Annotated in this window: 18 protein-coding genes and 2 tRNA genes; 13 read left to right on the top strand and 7 right to left on the bottom strand. The window is 73.2% G+C overall.

The features are described 5' to 3' along the window. Positions 1–28: 28 nt before the first annotated feature. The 3 genes from ABD350_RS35555 to ABD350_RS35545 all read left to right on the top strand — a co-directional run bounded on the left by ABD350_RS35555 (position 29) and on the right by ABD350_RS35545 (position 2,281). A tRNA-Met gene (locus ABD350_RS35555) sits at positions 29–102 on the top strand. A 210-nt stretch (positions 103–312) separates the two neighbouring features. After that, positions 313–2,139, top strand: a complete 1,827-nt coding sequence (locus ABD350_RS35550; RefSeq protein ID WP_344353231.1) for a tetratricopeptide repeat protein — start codon at positions 313–315, stop codon at positions 2,137–2,139. Between the two features lie 68 nt (positions 2,140–2,207). Continuing rightward, a tRNA-Met gene (locus tag ABD350_RS35545) sits at positions 2,208–2,281 on the top strand. Between the two features lie 178 nt (positions 2,282–2,459). On the opposite strand, the gene ABD350_RS35540 is transcribed toward ABD350_RS35545, so the two are convergent. Beyond that, positions 2,460–2,876 (bottom strand): Fur family transcriptional regulator, encoded by a 417-nt coding sequence (locus tag ABD350_RS35540; protein WP_344353230.1) that lies wholly within the window; start codon positions 2,874–2,876, stop codon positions 2,460–2,462. Between the two features lie 145 nt (positions 2,877–3,021). Between ABD350_RS35540 and ABD350_RS35535 the strand changes: the two genes are divergently transcribed. Then, positions 3,022–4,476 carry a catalase gene (locus ABD350_RS35535; RefSeq protein ID WP_344353229.1) on the top strand — a complete coding sequence of 485 codons (1,455 nt, stop codon included), beginning with the start codon at positions 3,022–3,024 and terminating at the stop codon, positions 4,474–4,476. Positions 4,477–4,599: 123 nt separating this feature from the next. Here ABD350_RS35535 and ABD350_RS35530 read toward each other — a convergent pair whose 3' ends face one another. Together ABD350_RS35530 and hisN are read right to left on the bottom strand one after the other, a co-directional pair. After that, the gene (locus tag ABD350_RS35530) at positions 4,600–4,995 is read right to left on the bottom strand and encodes a CBS domain-containing protein (RefSeq protein ID WP_344353228.1); all 396 of its coding nucleotides are present in this window, start codon (positions 4,993–4,995) and stop codon (positions 4,600–4,602) included. A gap of 142 nt (positions 4,996–5,137) precedes the next feature. After that, positions 5,138–5,938, bottom strand: coding sequence for a histidinol-phosphatase (hisN, locus tag ABD350_RS35525; protein ID WP_344353227.1), 801 nt, complete (start codon positions 5,936–5,938; stop codon positions 5,138–5,140). Between the two features lie 215 nt (positions 5,939–6,153). On the opposite strand from hisN, the gene ABD350_RS35520 reads away from it, so the two are divergent. Then, a complete protein-coding gene (locus ABD350_RS35520; protein WP_344353226.1) occupies positions 6,154–6,810 on the top strand; it encodes a TetR/AcrR family transcriptional regulator in 657 nt (218 codons plus the stop codon). Here the strand turns inward: ABD350_RS35520 and ABD350_RS35515 are convergent. The 4 genes from ABD350_RS35515 to ABD350_RS35500 form a co-directional block, all read right to left on the bottom strand. Beyond that, complete coding sequence (locus ABD350_RS35515; protein ID WP_014674883.1) at positions 6,764–7,087, bottom strand: DMT family transporter; 324 nt, start codon at positions 7,085–7,087, stop codon at positions 6,764–6,766. The genes ABD350_RS35520 and ABD350_RS35515 overlap by 47 nt on opposite strands. Positions 7,088–7,193: 106 nt before the next feature. Then, a complete protein-coding gene (gene rsgA, locus ABD350_RS35510; RefSeq protein WP_344353225.1) occupies positions 7,194–8,204 on the bottom strand; it encodes a ribosome small subunit-dependent GTPase A in 1,011 nt (336 codons plus the stop codon). An 11-nt stretch (positions 8,205–8,215) separates the two neighbouring features. Then, on the bottom strand, positions 8,216–9,532 hold the full coding sequence (gene aroA, locus ABD350_RS35505; RefSeq protein ID WP_344353224.1) for a 3-phosphoshikimate 1-carboxyvinyltransferase: 1,317 nt from the start codon (positions 9,530–9,532) through the stop codon (positions 8,216–8,218). Between the two features lie 28 nt (positions 9,533–9,560). After that, positions 9,561–10,283 (bottom strand): M50 family metallopeptidase, encoded by a 723-nt coding sequence (locus ABD350_RS35500; protein ID WP_344353223.1) that lies wholly within the window; start codon positions 10,281–10,283, stop codon positions 9,561–9,563. Positions 10,284–10,333: 50 nt separating this feature from the next. Between ABD350_RS35500 and ABD350_RS35495 the strand changes: the two genes are divergently transcribed. From ABD350_RS35495 to def, 8 genes are all read left to right on the top strand, one after another. Further along, on the top strand, positions 10,334–11,149 hold the full coding sequence (locus ABD350_RS35495) for an SOS response-associated peptidase (RefSeq protein WP_344353222.1): 816 nt from the start codon (positions 10,334–10,336) through the stop codon (positions 11,147–11,149). Between the two features lie 58 nt (positions 11,150–11,207). Further along, entirely contained in the window at positions 11,208–11,825 is a 618-nt protein-coding gene (locus ABD350_RS35490; RefSeq protein WP_344353247.1) for an alpha/beta hydrolase family protein, read from the top strand. A gap of 312 nt (positions 11,826–12,137) precedes the next feature. Continuing rightward, positions 12,138–12,824, top strand: coding sequence for an RNA polymerase sigma factor SigR (sigR, locus tag ABD350_RS35485; RefSeq protein WP_344353220.1), 687 nt, complete (start codon positions 12,138–12,140; stop codon positions 12,822–12,824). Next, complete coding sequence (gene rsrA / locus ABD350_RS35480) at positions 12,821–13,132, top strand: mycothiol system anti-sigma-R factor (protein WP_318201476.1); 312 nt, start codon at positions 12,821–12,823, stop codon at positions 13,130–13,132. The genes sigR and rsrA overlap by 4 nt, the downstream gene beginning before the upstream one ends. Positions 13,133–13,243: 111 nt before the next feature. Further along, the gene (locus tag ABD350_RS35475; RefSeq protein ID WP_344353219.1) at positions 13,244–14,548 is read left to right on the top strand and encodes an HD-GYP domain-containing protein; all 1,305 of its coding nucleotides are present in this window, start codon (positions 13,244–13,246) and stop codon (positions 14,546–14,548) included. Further along, positions 14,545–15,825 (top strand): HD-GYP domain-containing protein, encoded by a 1,281-nt coding sequence (locus ABD350_RS35470; RefSeq protein ID WP_344353218.1) that lies wholly within the window; start codon positions 14,545–14,547, stop codon positions 15,823–15,825. The genes ABD350_RS35475 and ABD350_RS35470 overlap by 4 nt, the downstream gene beginning before the upstream one ends. Positions 15,826–15,925: 100 nt before the next feature. Further along, positions 15,926–16,906, top strand: coding sequence for a hypothetical protein (locus tag ABD350_RS35465; RefSeq protein ID WP_344353217.1), 981 nt, complete (start codon positions 15,926–15,928; stop codon positions 16,904–16,906). 126 nt (positions 16,907–17,032) lie between these two features. Continuing rightward, positions 17,033–17,683: a peptide deformylase gene (gene def, locus ABD350_RS35460; protein ID WP_344353216.1), complete on the top strand. Its 651-nt coding sequence runs from the start codon at positions 17,033–17,035 to the stop codon at positions 17,681–17,683. The last annotated feature ends 29 nt before the right edge of the window (positions 17,684–17,712 follow it).

Genomic DNA, 17,712 nt, shown 5'->3' with positions numbered 1-17,712 from the left:
GCGCCGTGGTACGGTTGACACGCAACGGCGCGGGGTGGAGCAGCTCGGTAGCTCGCTGGGCTCATAACCCAGAGGTCGCAGGTTCAAATCCTGTCCCCGCTACTGCATCGAAGGCCCGGATCCGGAAACAAGGATCCGGGCCTTCGTGGTGTGCGAACCCATGTGCCGAGGGGAGGGACGGCCGCGCCGCCGTGGGGAGTTGGGGGGTGTGTGTTTGACTTGTCACTCTGTGGGCATGTCGACAAAACGCCGAAGTGACCTCACGGGCTGCTGCGGTATACCGGGTGTACCCAGGTTGCAGGTGGTGCGACGATGGACGTTATGGGGGAGAAGGCAACTCTGTTCGTGTCAGGGCGGTTTGCGCAGTCTTCCGGTACGGAGTCGGCCCGCGACGAGATGGTGGACATGGGGGAGGCCGCCGAGGAGACGCGGCTCGCGCTCGCCGCGCAGAGCGGGGACGCCGAGGCGGCCAGTGTCCTCGGGGCGATGCTGCTGCGCCGCGGCGAGCTGGACGCGGCCGAGCCCCATCTGCGCGCCGCCACGGCGGCCGGTGACCGGGCCGCCGCCAACAACCTGGGCGTCCTGCTGCACCAGCGCGGTTACCCCGAGGAGGCCGCCGGCTGGTGGCGGATCGCGGCCGTGGCCGGGTCCGCCGCCGCGGCGCACGCCCTCGGCCGCTACCACCGCGAGCGCGGGGACGAGCCGGCCGCCGAGTACTGGCTGCGCCAGTCCGCCGAGCAGGGCCATGTCCTCGGCGCCTACGCCCTCGCCGACCTGCTGGAGCACCGCGGGGACGCCGGCGCCGAGCACTGGATGCGCTCCGCCGCCGAACGCGGGCACCGCGAGGCCGCCTACCGGCTGGCCCGGGCGCTCGACCGCGCCGCCGGGCCCGGGGAGGAGTGGCCCGGGGAGGGGAACGGCCCGGACGGCGGCGCCACGGAGGCCGAGCAGTGGTACCGGCAGGCCGCCGCGCGCGGGCACCGGAAGGCCGCGCTCCAGCTCGGGGCGATCCTGGAGCGGCGCGGGGAGCTGAAGGAGGCCGGGCGCTGGTACCTGACCTCCGCCAAGGACGGCGAGCCGCGGGCCGCCTGCGCCCTCGGCTTCCTGCTGCGTGACGCCGGAGACGCCGAGAGCGCCGCCGTGTGGTGGCTGCGCGCCGCCCAGGAGGGCGACGGCAACGCGGCCAACGCGCTGGGCGCGCTGCACGCCGAGCGCGGCGAGACCCAGACCGCCGAGCGCTGGTACCGGGCCGCGCTGGACGCCGGTGACGACAACGGCGCCTACAACCTCGGGTTGCTCTGCGCCGAGCAGGGCCGCACCGCGCAGGCCGAACAGTGGTACCGGCGGGCCGCCTACGCCGGACACCGGGAGGCCGCCAACGCGCTGGCCATCCTGCTGCTCCAGGGCGGCGACACGACCGGGGCCGAGCCGTGGTTCTCCAAGGCCGCCGAGGCCGGAAGCGTGGACGCCGCGTTCAACCTCGGCATCCTCTACGCCGGACGCGGCGAGGAGAGGACGGCGCTGCGCTGGTACGAGCGGGCCGCCGCCGCCGGCCACGCCGAGGCCGCGCTCCAGGTCGGGATCGCCCGGCTGCGCGAGGGCGACGAGCGGGAGGCCGAACGCCATCTGCGCTGCGCCGCGGGGGGCGGCAGCGCGGAGGGCGCATACCGGCTGGCCACCCTGCTCGACGCGCGCCGGCCGCCGGAGCCCGCGCACGAGCTGGGGGAGATCGTGCACGAGAAGACCGAGTGCGAGGAGTGGTACGAGCGGGCCGCCACCCAGGGGCACCGGCGGGCGCAGGTCCGGGTCGGGATGCTGGCCGCCGCCCGGGGGGATGTGGTGGAGGCGGCGCGGTGGTACCGGACGGCGGCCGAGGCCGGCTCGCGCAACGGCGCCTTCAACCTCGGGCTGCTGCTCGCCCGCGAGGGCAGCGAGCCGGAGGCGGCGGTGTGGTGGACCCGGGCCGCCGACGCCGGTCACGGGCGGGCCGCGCTGCGGCTGGCCCTGGTCTACGCGCGTCGCGGCGAGCTGGCGGAGGGGCAGCGCTGGGCCGCCCGGGCGGTGGAGCTGGGGCCGGTGGAGGTAGCGGAGCGGGCGGGCCGGCTGCGGGACGCGCTGCGCGAGGAGCTGTCGGCGTGACCCCGGCCACTCACCCGCCAAGGGATTTGCATCCCGGCGCAAGAGTCACGTAGTGTCTTATTCATCGACGCGGGGTGGAGCAGCTCGGTAGCTCGCTGGGCTCATAACCCAGAGGTCGCAGGTTCAAATCCTGTCCCCGCTACTGAAGGCCGAGGGCCGGAATCCAGAAATGGGTTCCGGCCCTCGGTCGTTTCCGCGCCGGCTCGGTCAGGCCGGCAAAGAAAGCGGGCCCGGGCGGTCGGCAGGAGCCCGGGCAGCAACAACCAACAGGGGTCCGGGCAGTAAAAAAGGGGGCTTGCGCCCCCTGGTGCCGCGTCTCGCTATCCGCCCGCGCAGTCCGGGCACAGCCCCCGGTAGGTCACCTCGACGTCCGACACCGTGAAGCCGAAGCGTTCGGCGTCGGGGAGGTCGGCGAGCGGGTTGCCGTTCGGGTGCACGTCGCGGATCGCGCCACAGCGGGCGCACACCAGGTGGTGGTGTGGCCGGTGCGCGTTCGGGTCGTACCGCTTGGCGCGCTTGTCCGTCGTGACTTCCAGGACCTCGCCGAGCGAGACCAGCTCGCCCAGCGTGTTGTAGACGGTCGCCCGGGAGATCTCGGGCAGCTTCGCGACGGCACGCGCGTGCACCTCGTCGGCGGTCAGATGGACGTGCTCGCCGTTCAGGACCTCGGCCACGACGCGCCGCTGCGCGGTCATCCGCCATCCGCGTCCACGCAGCCGTTCCAGAAGGTCGCTCATAGCCACCAGCCTAACAGCAAGGATCCCCAGTTCGGGAATAGGTGTGACTTTGGAACATCGCTTGACTTAGACAAAGTCCATTGTAGGATCGGAGACGGCTTTGACCACAGGACAGGACAAGTCAGTGATGACGCAGGAGGCGCACGTGACGCAGGGACCGCTCACCACGGAGGCCGGGGCTCCGGTCGCCGACAACCAGAACAGCGAGACGGCGGGCGTCGGCGGGCCGGTCCTCGTCCAGGACCAGCTGCTGCTGGAGAAGCTGGCCCACTTCAACCGGGAGCGGATCCCGGAGCGGGTGGTGCACGCCCGGGGTGCCGGTGCGTACGGCACGTTCACGGTGACCGCGGATGTCACCCCGTACACGCGTGCCGCTTTCCTTTCCGAGGTCGGCAAGCAGACCGAGGTGTTCCTGCGGTTCTCGACCGTGGCCGGCAACCTGGGCGCGGCGGACGCCGTGCGCGACCCGCGTGGTTTCGCGGTGAAGTTCTACACCGAGGAGGGCAACTACGACCTCGTCGGCAACAACACCCCGGTCTTCTTCATCCGGGACGCGATCAAGTTCCCGGACTTCATCCACACCCAGAAGCGCGACCCGTACACCGGCAGCCAGGAAGCCGACAACGTGTGGGACTTCTGGTCGCTGTCGCCGGAGTCCACGCACCAGGTGACGTGGCTGTTCGGTGACCGCGGTATCCCGGCGTCGTACCGGCACATGGACGGTTTCGGCTCGCACACCTTCCAGTGGAGCAACGAGGCCGGCGAGGTCTTCTGGGTCAAGTACCACTTCAAGACCGACCAGGGCATCAAGAACCTCACCGCCGAGGAGGCCGAGGTCCTCGCGGGCAAGGACCCCGACTCCCACCAGCGCGACCTGCGTGAGGCGATCGAGCGCGGGGAGTTCCCGAGCTGGACCGTGGGCGTGCAGATCATGCCGGCGGCGGACGCGGCGACCTACCGGTTCAACCCGTTCGACCTGACCAAGGTGTGGCCGCACGCGGACTACCCGGTCATCGAGATCGGCAGGCTGGAGCTGAACCGCAACCCGCGCAACATCTTCGCCGAGGTCGAGCAGTCGATCTTCTCCCCGGCGCACTTCGTGCCCGGTATCGGTCCCTCGCCGGACAAGATGCTCCAGGGCCGGCTGTTCGCCTACGGCGACGCGCACCGCTACCGCGTCGGCATCAACGCCGACCACCTGCCGGTCAACCGCCCGCACGCCACCGAGGCGCGCACCAACTCCCGTGACGGCTTCCTCTACGACGGCCGGCACGGCGGGGAGAAGAACTACGAGCCGAACAGCTTCGGCGGGCCGCAGCAGACCGGCCGCCCGCTGTGGCAGCCGCTGGACGGTCTCACCGGTGCCACGGGCAACCACCCGACGCCGGTCCACGCCGAGGACAACGACTTCGTCCAGGCGGGCAACCTCTACCGGCTCATGACCGAGCCGGAGAAGGAGCGGCTGATCGCCAACCTGGCCGGCTTCATCGCCAAGGTCACCCGCCAGGACATCGTCGAGCGCGCGATCGGCAACTTCCGCAACGCCGACGCCGACTTCGGCAAGCGACTGGAGACCGCGGTCCAGGAACTGCGCGGCTGAGCCGGCCGCCCTCGCGGCCGGGCGGGCCGGACCCATGGTGCTCTGGGTCCGGCCCGTTCGTGCGTTCGGGACACAGGGGCGGGCCGCCGGACACGGAATCCGGCGGCCCGCCCGTTCGCGTGTTCAGGAGACGGGGGCGGGCCGCCGGGTGGGGGCCCAGCGGCGGACGATGTCGCGGACCGAGACGATCCCGGCCACCTCGCCGCGGTCGAGCACGATCAGGTGCCGGAAGCCGCCGTGCGCCATGGCGCGGGCCGCCTCCTCCAGGGACCAGGTCGGGGCGGCGAAGACTATGTCGGTGGTGGTGTGGGCGTGCAGGGGTTCGGCGTCCGGGTTCTGGCCCAGGCCGACGGAGACGAGGATGTCGCGTTCGGTGAGGATGCCGATGCCGCCGGCGTCCGGGTCGAGGACCACGGCGGCGCTCACGCGGCGGGACGACATCAGGGTGGCTGCCTGGCGGAGGGTGTGGGCGGGGCCGAGGGTGAGGATCATCGTGCTCATGGCGTCACGGACGAGCATGAAGGGGCCACCTCCTAGGAATCCCTGGTCACCCGGGATTCACAAGTTCACAAGTGGGGTGGGTTCAGGGTGCCAGGCAAAGGGAGGGTCAACAAGGGGGCGCGCGCCGCTGTCGGCGGCGCGCGCGGGGTGTGCCGGCGCTCTAGGGGCGCGGAGCGAGGTGCCCCAGCAGTTCCTCGTGCAGCAGGCCGTTGGACGCCGCCGCGTCGCCGCTGTGCGGGCCCGGCCGGCCGTCGAGGCCGGTGAAGGTGCCGCCCGCCTCCGTGACGATGATCGCGTTGGCGGCCATGTCCCAGAGGGACAGCTCCGGCTCGGCGCAGATGTCCACGGAACCCTCCGCGACCATCATGTACGGCCAGAAGTCACCGTACGCGCGCGTGCGCCACACCTGACGGGTGAGGTCCAGGAAGCCGTCCAGGCGGTCCCGCTCCTCCCAGCCGGAGAGCGAGGAGTAGGCGAAGGAGGCGTCCGCGAGCCTGCCGACGCGGGAGACGTGGAGGGGGGTGCCGGCGGCGAGGTCGCGGCCGGCGAAGGCGCCGTGGCCCTTGGCCGCCCACCAGCGGCGGCCGAGAGCGGGGGCGGAGACGACGCCGACGACCGGCTGGAAGCCGTCCTCCGCCTCCTCCATCAGGGCGATGAGGGTGGCCCACACCGGGACGCCGCGGACGTAGTTCTTGGTGCCGTCGATCGGGTCGACCACCCAGCGGCGCGGGCCGGTGCCCTCGACGCCGTACTCCTCGCCGAGGACGGCGTCCCCGGGGCGGGCGCGCTGGAGATGGCCGCGGATCAGCTCTTCCGCCGCCTTGTCCGCTTCGCTCACCGGGGTCATGTCCGGCTTGGTCTCCACCTTCAGGTCGAGGGCCTGGAAGCGGGCCGTGGTGGCGGCGTCGGCCGCGTCCGCGAGGGCGTGGGCGAGGCGCAGGTCGTCGAGGTAGTCGGGCATGTGACGAACGGTATCCGCCGGGCTCGGCACGGGGCCACAGGGGGCGGCGGGCGACGGGGCCCGGCCACGGCGGTACGGCCGCCCGCGGCCCGTGGACCGGCGGTCACCACCCTCGTACGCCACCGCACGCCCCCCACACCCCCCGCGAACCCTTGACAGTGCATACAAGCCCGTCAAATCTGGGCGCAGAGTCGCTGTGGCCCAGGGAGGCGCGGATGCCTGCTGCCCGGGAATCGTTGTTGGACGCCGCCTACGCGGCGCTCGCGCGCCGCCCGTGGTCCGCCGTGCGGATGGTCGACGTGGCCGCGCGGGCCGGGGTGTCCCGGCAGACCCTGTACAACGAGTTCGGCAGCAAGGACGGGCTGGCGCGGGCGCTGGTGCGGCGGGAGGCCGACGGCTACCTCGCCGGCGTGGAGCGGGCCCTCGCCGGGCCGGCCGAGGCCTGCGACCGGCTCACCGCCGCCGCCGAGTGGACGGCCGCCGCCGCCCGGGACAACGTGCTGGTGCGGGCGCTGCTCACCGGCTGCTGGACCGAGCGGCTGCCGAGCCCGCCGCTCACCGCCGCACACTCCACCGCCATGGTGCCGGCCCAGCGCCGGGCGGACGGGCCGCTGCCGGCGCCCCGCGACTTCGTACGGATCGTGCGGGACCGCGCGGCGACCGCGCTGGCCGCTCCCGGCACCGCCCCGGCCGAGCTGCTGCTCCGGTGTGAACTGGTCGTCCGCCTCGCCCTGTCCTGTGTGGCCGCCCCGCCCGGGGAGGGCGGCATCGCGGAGCTGGTGCGGGCGGTGTTCCCGCGCCACCCGGCCGGACCGGCGCGGCCCTCTAGTGCGCCGACCCCGACAGCTGAAGCCCGATCACCCCGACGATGACCAGGCTGATGGAGACGATCTTCAAGGTGGACACCAGGTCGCCGAGGAACACCATGCCGTAGATCGCGGTGCCCGCCGCGCCGATCCCGGTCCACACGGCGTAGGCCGGGCCGACGTCCAGCTTCCGCAGGGACAGGGTCAGCAGACCGAAGCTGCCCAGGGCGAACGACGCGAACGCGATCGTCGGCCACAGGCGTGTGAAGCCGTGCGAGAGCTTCAGGCACACGGCGAAACCGGTCTCCAATATCCCGGCCACTATGACCAGCAGCCACGCCATGTGCTGTCCTCCCGTTGGTCCGGATCTTCGGTGCGATTATGCACTCACCCAACTGGTGCCCGGGCACATAACGCGGGACACGGCCGCCTACCCGGCGATCGCGGACTCAGTCGCCTTCCCGGCGCTCCCGCGTGGCCAGCAGCCGGCGCAGGGAGTACAGCCGCGCGGGGTCGGCGTGCCCGTCCGCCACCCACGCGTCCAGCGCGCAGTCCGGCTCGTCGTGGCTGCACGCGCGCGGGCAGCCCGCGGTGCCCGGCTCCAGGTCCGGGAAGGCGTGGATCACCCGGGAGGGATCGATGTGGGCGAGCCCGAAGGACCGGACGCCCGGGGTGTCGATCACCCAGCCGTCCGCACCGGCCAGCGGCAGCGCGAGCGCGGAGGTGGTGGTGTGCCGGCCCCGGCCGGTCACCGCGTTGACCAGTCCCGTCGTCCGCCGGCGCGCCTCGGGCACCAGCGCGTTGACCAGGGTGGTCTTGCCGACGCCCGAGTGCCCCACGAACGCCGTGATCTTGCCGCTCAGGTGGGCGCGCACCCGGTCCGCCGCCTCGCCGCTCTCCAGCTCCTCCCGGCTGGTGACGACGTACGGGATGTCCAGGTCGCCGTACAGCTCCAGCAGCTTGTCCGGCGGGGCCAGGTCCGACTTGGTCAGCACCAGCAGCGGCTCCAGGCCGCCGTCGTAGGCCGCGACCAGACAGCGGTCGACGAGGCGGGGGCGGGGCTCGGGGTCGGCCAGGGCGGTGACGATGGCCAGCTGGTCGGCGTTGGCGACGACCACCCGCTCGTAGGGATCGTCGTCGTCGGCCGTGCGCCGCAGCACCGACGACCGCTCCTCGATGCGGACGATCCGGGCGAGGGTGTCCTTCTTGCCGGACAGATCGCCGACCAGGGCGACCCGGTCGCCGACGACGGCGGCCTTGCGGCCCAGCTCGCGGGCCTTCATCGCCAGCACGGGCCGGTCGTCCACCAGACAGGTCAGCCGTCCCCGGTCGACGGTGAGGACCATGCCCTCGGCGGCGTCCTCGTGCTTGGGCCGGATGTTCGTGCGCGGCCGGTTGCCCTTGCGGTTGGGGCGGCTGCGGATGTCGTCCTCGTCGGTGTGCTTGCCGTAGCGGCGCATGGCGTACGTCCCTACTGCCCGAGCATCCCGGTCCACAGCTCGGGGAAGTCCGGCAGGGTCTTCGCCGTCGTCTCCACGTTCTCGATCCGCACGCCCGGCACCGCCAGGCCGATGATCGCACCGGCGGTCGCCATACGGTGGTCCTCGTAGGTGTGGAAGGTCCCGCCGTGCAGCGGGCGCGGGCGGATGTGCAGGCCGTCGGCGGTCTCCGTGACATCGCCGCCCAGCTCGTTGATCTCCTTGGTGAGCGCGGCCAGCCGGTCCGTCTCGTGCAGCCGCAGATGGGCCACGCCCCGCAGGGTGGACGGCGAGTCGGCCAGCGCGGCCACCGCCGCGATGCCCGGCGTCAGCTCACCCACGTCACCCAGGTCCACGTCGATGCCGTGGATCGCCCCGGACCCGGTGAACACCAGTCCGTACTCCGTGAGTTCGCAGGAACCGCCCATCTCGGTGAAGATCTCCCGCAGCCGGTCACCCGGCTGGGTGGTGCGGGCCGGCCAGTCCGGGATCAGCACCTTGCCGCCGGTCACCAGGGCCGCCGCCAGGAACGGCTGCGCGTTGGACAGGTCCGGCTCGATGGTCAGGTCCCGGCCGAGCAGCGCGCCCGGCGTCACCCGCCACACGTTCGGCTCGCCGCCCGACTCCGGGGTGTCCACCTGGGCGCCGACCGCGCGCAGCATGTCCACGGTCATCCGGATGTGCGGCAGCGAGGGCAGGGTCGCGCCGGTGTGGCGGACCTCCACGCCCTGGTTGAAGCGCGGGCCGGACAGCAGCAGCGCCGAGACGAACTGGGACGAGGAGGAGGCGTCGACCGAGACCGGGCCGCCGTCCAGGGCCCCGCCGCCGTGCACCGTCAGCGGCAGCGCGCCCCGGCCGTCGTCGTCGATCCGGGCGCCCAGCTGCCGCAGCGCGTCGATCACGCCGTGCAGGGGACGCTCGTACGACCGGGGGTCCCCGTCGAACCGGATCGGGCCGTCGGCCAGCGCGGCCACCGGCGGCAGGAACCGCATCACGGTGCCCGCGTTGCCGACGTCCACCGTGGCCGGGCCGCGCAGGCCGGTGGGCAGCACCCGCCACGCCTCGCCGGTGCCGTCGGGGCCCACCCCCTCCTCGATCTCCACGCCCATGGCCCGCAGCGCACCGGCCATCAGCAGGGTGTCCCGGGACCGCAGCGGGCGGCGCAGCCAGCCCGGCTCGGAGGCCAGGGCGGCGAGGACCAGGGCGCGGTTGGTGACCGACTTGGACCCCGGCACGTGGACCGTCGCGTCGACGGCTCCGCTCGCGTGCGGGGCGGGCCAGAGGGCGGTGGAGAAGCTGTTCGGGGCCATGGGCCCACTTTATAAGGAGGGCCCGGGGTCAACCTTCCAGCAGCCAGCGGCCCCCGCCGATCAGCGAGCACAACGACACCGCGTGGAACAGCAGCAGCCACAGGCCCGCCGGTACGTGCGTCAGCCGGGACAGCTGGTCGGCGTCCGAGTCGCCCGCACCGCCCCGCGACCGCCTGGCCTGGAGTTCGAACGCCGGCCGGACCCCGCCGAGCAGCAGGAACCACACCACCGCGTACCCGAACGCCGCCTGCACCCGCGGCTGCGCCAGCCAGGACACCAGCAGGAACGCACCGCCGGCGAGGACCACGGTCAGCACGCCGTAGGCGTTGCGGATCATCACCAGCATCGCCAGCAGCAGCGCGGTCGCCGCCCACAGCAGCAGGGTGACGCGATCGGCCGCGAGCAGCGCGGCCCCGCCGAGGCCCAGCAGGGAGGGGGCCGGATAGCCGGCGGCGGCGGTCAGGATCATGCCGGCCCCGTACGGCTTGCCCCGGCTCACGGTAAGCCCGCTGGTGTCGGAGTGCAGCCGGATGCCGGTGAGCCGGCGGCCGGTGAGCAGGGCGAGCAGACCGTGGCCGCCCTCGTGCGCGATGGTGATCGCGTTGCGGGATATCCGCCACAGCGGGTGCGGGACCACGACGGCGAGCGCCGCGGCGAGTGTGGCCAGGACCACCCACAGGCCGGGGGCGGGCTGGGTGCCGGTGAGCCGGTCCCACAGGTCGGGCAGCGCGGTGGCGGCGAGGCGGTCCATGTCCGGTGACGGCTCCCTGTTGTCGTGGCGGGTCTGGCAGTGTGGCACTTATGTGCGGACGGTATGCATCGAGTCGTAGGCCAGAGGATCTCGCGGGGGTCTTCGAGGTGGAGAAGTGGGAGCCCGAGGAGACCCTGGAGCCGGACTACAACGTGGCGCCGACCAAGGAGGTCTACGCCGTCCTGGACCGTCCTCTGAAAGACGCGGAATCCCCACGTCCGGTTCGCCAGCTGCGCAAGCTGAAGTGGGGACTGGTCCCCTCCTGGGCCAAGACCCCCGAGGGCGGCGCCCGGATGATCAACGCCCGCGCGGAGACCGTGCACGAGAAGCCCGCCTACCGCCGCGCCTTCGCCGCCCGCCGCTGCATCCTGCCCGCCGACGGCTACTACGAGTGGGTCACCGGCGAGCAGGAGCGCGAGCTGGAGGTCGAGGGCAGGAAGAAGCGGCCCCGCAAACAGCCGTACTTCGTGCTGCCCGCCGACGGCTCGGTGTTCGCGATGGCCGGGCTGTACGAGTTCTGGCGCGACCGGACCCTGCCCGACGACCACCCGGGGGCCTGGTGGGTCACCTGCTCGGTGATCACCACCGAGGCCGAGCGGACCCCGCTGGCCGTCGCCCCCGCCGAGGGCCCCCGCTCCCTGGCCGACATCCACCCCCGGATGCCGCTGATGCTCACCCCCGACCGCTGGGACGCCTGGCTCGACCCCTCCCGCACCGACCCCGACGCCCTGCGCGACCTGCTCGCCCCGCCCCCGCCCGGCCTGATGCGCGCCTACCCGGTCTCCACGGCCGTCAGCAACGTCCGCAACAACGGCCCGGAGCTGCTGAAGGAGCTGGAGGCACCGGAAGAGGGCACACTCTTCTGACGTGAGCGATGCGACGGGTGTGACGAACGTGACAGCGGGGACCGATGTGACCGCCGAGATGGTCGCCACGGAGGCCGGGTACGCCCGGATCACCTGGTACCCGGCCGGGAAGGCGCGGCTGGTGCTGGCCCTGGGCCATGGCGCGGGCGGCGGCATCGAGGCCCGTGACCTCCAGGCGCTCGCCGGCGCGCTGCCCGCGCACGGGGTGACCGTCGCCCTGGTCGAGCAGCCCTGGCGGGTGGCCGGCAAGAAGGTCGCGCCCGCGCCGAAGACCCTGGACGCCGGATGGCGCGGGGTGTGGCCCGTGCTCACCCGCCCCGGCCTGCCGGTGGTCTCCGGCGGCCGCAGCGCGGGCGCCCGGGTCGCCTGCCGTACGGCGGCCGAGCTGGGCGCGCACGCCGTGCTCGCGCTGAGCTTCCCGCTGCACCCGCCGGGCAGGCCGGAGAAGTCCCGCGCCGAGGAGCTGCTGGGCGCCGGGGTGCCCACGCTGGTGGTGCAGGGCGGCAACGACCCCTTCGGCAAGCCGGCCGAGTTCCCCGCGGGCGCTTTCGCCCTGGTCGAGGTGGACCGGGGCGATCACGGCTTCGCCGTGCCCAAGCGGGCGGAGATCACCCAGGAGCGGGCGCTGGAGATCCTCACCGGCGCGGTACGCGAGTGGGTCGCCACACTCGGGTGACCCCGGGAATGCCCGGCGGCGGTCCGCTGTTGAGGGCGACAGGAGTGCCGACGGTTCGGCACCGACGTCGTACTAGGAGAGGAAGTCCGCCGCATGGGTTCGACAACCTGCCCGCCCGTCGCCCACCACCGCCCTTCCGGCGACGCGCTGCGCGCGGCCCCTCTCGATTCTCGCCGCGGCGCCGCTGACCTGGACTGGTCGGTGCTGCACGCGGCCAAGACGGCGCCTATTCGAGCGGCGGCGGGTGGGGGTCGTGTTCTATCCTCCGAAACGAGTGGGATCGGTTTCGGTCCCGCCCGGAATCTTGAGGAGGTGGGTCCGGTCACTGGGACCGACGCAGGGACCGACAACGGCCAGGCGGAGCTGCCCGAGGGCCAGGGCATCGGCGCGTCCGAGTCGAGCGCGCAGCGCAGTGCGCGCTTCGAGCGGGACGCGCTCGAGTTCCTCGACCAGATGTACTCGGCCGCGCTGCGCATGACGCGCAACCCGGCCGACGCCGAGGATCTGGTGCAGGAGACCTACGCCAAGGCGTACGCGTCGTTCCACCAGTTCCGCGAGGGCACCAACCTCAAGGCGTGGCTGTACCGGATTCTCACCAACACCTTCATCAACTCGTACCGCAAGAAGCAGCGCGAACCCCAGCGCAGCGCGGCCGAGGAGATCGAGGACTGGCAGCTCGCGCGCGCCGAGTCGCACATGTCGACGGGCCTGCGCTCCGCCGAGTCGCAGGCGCTGGACCACCTGCCCGACTCGGATGTGAAGGAAGCCCTGCAGGCGATCCCCGAGGAGTTCCGCATCGCCGTCTATCTGGCGGATGTAGAGGGCTTTGCCTACAAGGAGATCGCCGACATCATGGGGACACCCATCGGTACGGTGATGTCCCGGCTGCACCGGGGCCGCCGTCAACTGCGCGGCATGCTGGAGGACTACGCCCGTGAGCGGGGGCTGGTCCCGGCGGGCGCCGGAGAGTCGAACGAAGCGAAAGGCTCGGGCTCATGAGCTGCGGAGAGCCGCACGAGACGGACTGCAGTGAGGTCCTCGACCACCTGTACGAGTTCCTCGACAGCGAGATGCCGGACATCGATCGCGACAAGTTCCAGCATCACTTCGAGGAATGCTCGCCGTGCCTGGAGAAGTACGGGCTGGAGCAGGCCGTGAAGAAGCTGGTCAAGCGGTGCTGCGGGCATGACGACGTGCCGGCCGACCTGCGGGCCAAGGTCATGGGGCGGATCGAGCTGATCCGTTCCGGGCAGACCGTGCCGGAGCACGATGTGACCCGGGCGCCGACCGCGCCCCAGGAGTCCTGACACGCCGGGTCAAATCACCCGTACGTGCTAATCCTCAGGTCATAGGCCCCACACCCCCCGATAGCCGTCCTAGGCTCCGAGCCTGGACGGACACGGTCGGGGAGGGGCGTGATGGACGCGGTACCGGCGAGGGCACGCGGCTATGTTGCCGCCGTCGCCCTGCTGGCCGTCCCCTGCCTGTCCCGGCCGCCGGGCACCCCCGGCTCCTGGCTGGCGCCGACCCTGCTCGCCGTGCTCTACGCGGCCTGTGAGCACGCCGTGCACCGGCGCTTCGGCGGCACCTTCTACCCCGTGCTGCTGGCCGGAGCGTTCCTGCTGCCCCCGTCGGCCGCCGCGCTCGTCCCCGTCCCGGCCGCCCTGCTCTGCCCGGTCGGCCACCGGCCCGCCCTGCCCCGCCGGGTATGGCGGGCCGCGCGGCCCGCGCTCGCCGTATGGGCCGCCGCCCGGGTGCACGAGGAGCTCGGCGGCCGGGACGCCGTCGCCGGCTCCGACTTCCCGTACGCCCTGCTGCCGGCCGGCGCGGCCGTGGCCGCCTTCTGCCTGGTGCTCACCGCGCTCGACGGCGGCCTGCGCGCGGCGGCCGGACTGGTGCCGCCCTGCCGCACCTGGCGCGGCCTGCTGGCCCGCTCGCTCGCCCCCGTCGCGGTGCACGGACTGGCCGGCCTGATGATGGCCGTGCTGTGGCGCAGCCCCTACGGACCGGTGTCCGCGCTGCTGGTGCTGCTGCCGATGTGCGTCTCCTGGTGGGTGTTCGCCCAGTACCACCGTGAGCGCGCCGCCCACCAGGCCACCATCCGCGCCCTCGTCCAGGCCGTCGACATCAAGGACGGCTACACCCGCGGCCACAGCGAACGCGTCGGACAGGCCTCGGTGCTCATCGCCCGCGAACTCGGCCTCGACGACGACCGGGTGGAGGTGCTGCGCTTCGCGGGCATCCTGCACGACGTCGGGAAGCTGGGCGTGCCCACCCGGCTGCTGCGCAAGGACGGTCCGCTCACCCCCGAGGAGCGGCGGATCATCGAACTGCACCCCGAGTACGGCCACGAGATGGTCCGCGGGATCTCCTTCCTCGGCGAGGCCCGCAAGGCGATCCTCCACCACCACGAACGGCTCGACGGCACCGGCTACCCCTACGGCCTGGCCGGCGACCGGATCCCCGAGTGCGCCCGGATCGTCGCCGTCGCGGACGCCTTCGACGCCATGACCTCCGCCCGCTGCTACAGCCGGGCCCGCCCGGTCGAGGCCGCCGTCGCCGAGCTGGAGCGCTGCGCCGGGGCGCACTTCGACCCCCGCATGGTCCGCGCGCTGGTCCGCGCCCTGCGCCGCGAGGGCTGGCGCCCGGCGGTCACCGCCGACGAACCGGCGTACGGCACCGCGCCCGCCGAGCGGGCCCCGCGCACCGGGGCACACCGATGACCGTGCTGCGGCTCATCCACACCGCCGCCGCCCTCGTCGCGGCCGGCTCCGTCGCCGAGACCCTGTGGACCGGCCTCGCCGACCGGGGCGACGCGCTCGCCTTCGGCCTGCTCATCACCGTCGGCGAGCTGAGCCGGTGGAGCGACGGCCGGGCCCGTCAGGCCGCGCCGCTCGGCGCCGCCGGCTCGCTGTCGTACGCCCTGCTGGGCGCCGTCGCCGGGCGGCCCAGCCAGCACGACGCCGCCCAGGTCGTCACCGTCGTGGTCGTCGCCGCCCTGCTGGGCGCCGTCCCGCACATCTGGTCCGGCCGGGCATCCACCGCCGACCACCTTGCCCGCCGCGTCCTCACCGTCGGCTTCGCCGCCCTCTGCTTCCAACCCCTCTACAACAAGGGCGTCTTCACCTCCCTGGACGGCTCCGCCTACGCCCTGCTGCTGCTCACCCTGCTCGCCCTGTCCTCCCTGTGCGGCACGGTCCTGGCCGCCGCGCTGGCCCACTGCCGCACCGGCTGGCCGTTCGGCCCGCTGCTGCGCGAGGAGGTGCGCGGACTGCTCGGTATCGGCTCCGCCGTCGTCGCGACCGGCGCGGTGATGGCGCTCGCGGTCGCCGTCGCCGGGCTGTGGGCGCTGCCCGTGTTCTGCCTGCCCCTGCTGCTCGTCCAGCTGTCCCTGCGCCGGTACGCGGCCGTCCGCGCCACCTACCGGCAGACCATCGCCTCCCTGGCCCGCGCCACCGAGATCGCCGGCTGCACCCCCGCCGGGCACGCGCGCCGGGTGGCCGCGTTGAGCCTCGCCGTCGGCCGGGACCTGCGGCTGACCGGCCCGGAGCTGACCGTGCTGGAATACGCGGCCCTGATGCACGACATCGGACAGCTCAGCCTGGTCGACCCGGTCCCGGCCGGCGCCACCGCCGGCCTGCCCGCGGCGGAGCAGCGGCGCATCGCCCTGCTCGGCGGGGCCGTCGTCCGGCAGACCGGGGTCGACCCGGCCGTGGCCGTCGTCGTCGAGCGGCAGGCCGACCCCTACCCCGGGCAGCCGCTCGCCGCCCGTATCGTCCGGGCCGTCAACGCCTACGAGGAGAAGAGCCGGGATGCCGGCCCCGAGGGCGCCCCGCGCGCGCTGGAGGAACTGCGCCGCGGCACCGCCGGGGAGTACGCCCCCGAGGTTGTGGAGTCGCTCGCCCGGGTACTGGCCCAGCCCCAGGCGGCGCGGGAACGCGTGCCGGTGAGACGACCGGGATGGTCTGACCCCGCGCCCGGCTGGGTAACCCATGGGTAATGAGCGCCTTTCCCGCCGTACGTGGTTGGATGCGAGGGAGAGGGTGTCCGGGGGCACAAGCCAGCCCACTGTGCGGAACTGGAACTGGCAGGCGGGAATCGTGAGGATCTTCGGCAAGGGACGGCACCGGCCCTCCGCCTCCTGGCGGCAGGCCACCGACCGCGCGTTCACACTCATCGGCGACGGCCGGTACGAGGACGCGGGCGAACTGCTGACACGCGCCGCCGATCTCGAACCCTGGCTGTCGGAGTCCTGGTTCAACCTCGCCCTGCTGCACAAGTTCCGGCACGACTGGGAGCAGGCCCGCGCGGCCGGACTGCGCGCGGTCGCCCTGCTCGACCGGGACACCGGGGCGCCCGACTGGTGGAACGTCGGCATCGCCGCCACCGCCCTCCAGGACTGGCCGCTGGCCCGCCGCGCCTGGCAGGCGTACGGGCTGAAGGTGCCCGGAGGATCCGCGGCCACCGCCGAACCGCTCGGCATGGAGCTGGGCAGCGCGGCCGTACGGCTCTCCCCGGAGGGCGAGGCCGAGGTGGTCTGGGGACGCCGGCTGGACCCGGCCCGGCTGGAGGTGCTGTCCATCCCGCTTCCCTCGTCCGGGCGACGCTGGGGCGAGGTCGTGCTGCACGACGGCGTCCCGCACGGCGAGCGCACCACCTCCACCGGGCACTCCTACCCGGTCTTCGACGAGATCGAGCTGTGGGCGCCGTCCCCCGTGCCGACCTGGGTGGTCCTGCTGGAGGCGGCCACCGAGGCCGACCGGGACGCACTGGAGCAGCTGGCCGCCGACGCGGGATTCGCCGCGGAGGACTGGTCGTCGTCGGTGCGGCTGCTGTGCCGGATGTGCAGCGAGTCCCGGATGCCGTCCGACGAGGGGGAGGGGGTGCACCTGGACCCGCACGACCACAGCGAGCCGGGGCATCCCGGGCCGCTCGGACACCGCACGGACGGGCAGCTGTGGGTGCCGGAACGGGAGTGCGGGGTGGCCGCGCCGGCCTCGCTGGTCCGGGGCTTGCTCGACGGGTGGGTCGCCGACAGCCCGGATTCGCGTGACTGGCGGGACCTCGAAGAGGTGTGCTGAGGACCGCGTCCGGCCGCGGCCCCGCCATGGCGGACCACGCGGTTCCCCGCGCCCCTCAGGGGCGCGTACACGTAACCTGTACCAGCAGCATCTCCCCCTGTTCTTTGAGGAAGGCGTACGTCGGTCATGGCGCAGCAGGACACCGATCAGCAGCACGCGGGCGTGCTCCCCGTCGACGACGAGGGCTATGTCGTCGACACGGAGAACTGCGAGGAGCGCGAGCATGCCTGGCGTGAGCGCGGCACCTCGCGGCCGATCACGGTCGTCGGCAACCCGGCCCTGCACAAGGAGTGCCAGGACGTCACCGAGTTCGGCGAGGAGCTCCAGCAGCTGGTCGCCGACATGTTCGCCAGCCAGCGCACCGCCGAGGGCGTGGGCCTGGCCGCCAACCAGATCGGTGTCGACCTGAAGGTCTTCGTCTACGACTGCCAGGACGACGAGGGCGTCCGGCACGTCGGCGTCGTGTGCAACCCGAAGCTGGTCGACCTGCCCGCCGAGCGGCGCCGGCTCGACGACAGCAACGAAGGCTGCCTGTCCGTGCCCACGGCGTACGCCTCGCTCGCGCGCCCCGACTACGCCGAGGTGACCGGCCAGGACGAGCGGGGCAACCCGATCAAGGTCCGCGGCACCGGCTACTTCGCGCGCTGCCTCCAGCACGAGACCGACCACCTCTACGGCTACCTGTACATCGACCGGCTCTCCAAGCGGGACCGCAAGGACGCGCTGCGGCAGATGGCGGAGAACGAGCCGCGCTACCCCGTGGTCGCCAACGACTGATCCGCACGGTCCGATGGGGCGCCCGGCCG

The sequence above is a fragment of the Streptomyces nogalater genome (genome assembly GCF_039532885.1).
Taxonomy (GTDB): domain Bacteria; phylum Actinomycetota; class Actinomycetes; order Streptomycetales; family Streptomycetaceae; genus Streptomyces; species Streptomyces nogalater.
The sequence above is the reverse complement of the archived record's forward strand: the minus strand, read 5'-3'. Positions and strand labels throughout refer to the sequence as shown.

What these genes read in the sequence shown, in the direction of transcription:
- ABD350_RS35550 (WP_344353231.1), top strand. Translation starts at nt 313, where the DNA reads ATGGACGTTATGGGGGAGAAGGCAACTCTGTTCGTGTCAGGGCGGTTT.
- ABD350_RS35540 (WP_344353230.1), bottom strand. Translation starts at nt 2,876, where the DNA reads ATGAGCGACCTTCTGGAACGGCTGCGTGGACGCGGATGGCGGATGACC.
- ABD350_RS35530 (WP_344353228.1), bottom strand. Translation starts at nt 4,995, where the DNA reads ATGCTCGTCCGTGACGCCATGAGCACGATGATCCTCACCCTCGGCCCC.
- hisN (WP_344353227.1), bottom strand. Translation starts at nt 5,938, where the DNA reads ATGCCCGACTACCTCGACGACCTGCGCCTCGCCCACGCCCTCGCGGAC.
- ABD350_RS35520 (WP_344353226.1), top strand. Translation starts at nt 6,154, where the DNA reads ATGCCTGCTGCCCGGGAATCGTTGTTGGACGCCGCCTACGCGGCGCTC.
- ABD350_RS35515 (WP_014674883.1), bottom strand. Translation starts at nt 7,087, where the DNA reads ATGGCGTGGCTGCTGGTCATAGTGGCCGGGATATTGGAGACCGGTTTC.
- rsgA (WP_344353225.1), bottom strand. Translation starts at nt 8,204, where the DNA reads ATGCGCCGCTACGGCAAGCACACCGACGAGGACGACATCCGCAGCCGC.
- aroA (WP_344353224.1), bottom strand. Translation starts at nt 9,532, where the DNA reads ATGGCCCCGAACAGCTTCTCCACCGCCCTCTGGCCCGCCCCGCACGCG.
- ABD350_RS35500 (WP_344353223.1), bottom strand. Translation starts at nt 10,283, where the DNA reads ATGGACCGCCTCGCCGCCACCGCGCTGCCCGACCTGTGGGACCGGCTC.
- ABD350_RS35495 (WP_344353222.1), top strand. Translation starts at nt 10,334, where the DNA reads ATGTGCGGACGGTATGCATCGAGTCGTAGGCCAGAGGATCTCGCGGGG.
- ABD350_RS35490 (WP_344353247.1), top strand. Translation starts at nt 11,208, where the DNA reads ATGGTCGCCACGGAGGCCGGGTACGCCCGGATCACCTGGTACCCGGCC.
- rsrA (WP_318201476.1), top strand. Translation starts at nt 12,821, where the DNA reads ATGAGCTGCGGAGAGCCGCACGAGACGGACTGCAGTGAGGTCCTCGAC.
- ABD350_RS35475 (WP_344353219.1), top strand. Translation starts at nt 13,244, where the DNA reads ATGGACGCGGTACCGGCGAGGGCACGCGGCTATGTTGCCGCCGTCGCC.
- ABD350_RS35470 (WP_344353218.1), top strand. Translation starts at nt 14,545, where the DNA reads ATGACCGTGCTGCGGCTCATCCACACCGCCGCCGCCCTCGTCGCGGCC.
- def (WP_344353216.1), top strand. Translation starts at nt 17,033, where the DNA reads ATGGCGCAGCAGGACACCGATCAGCAGCACGCGGGCGTGCTCCCCGTC.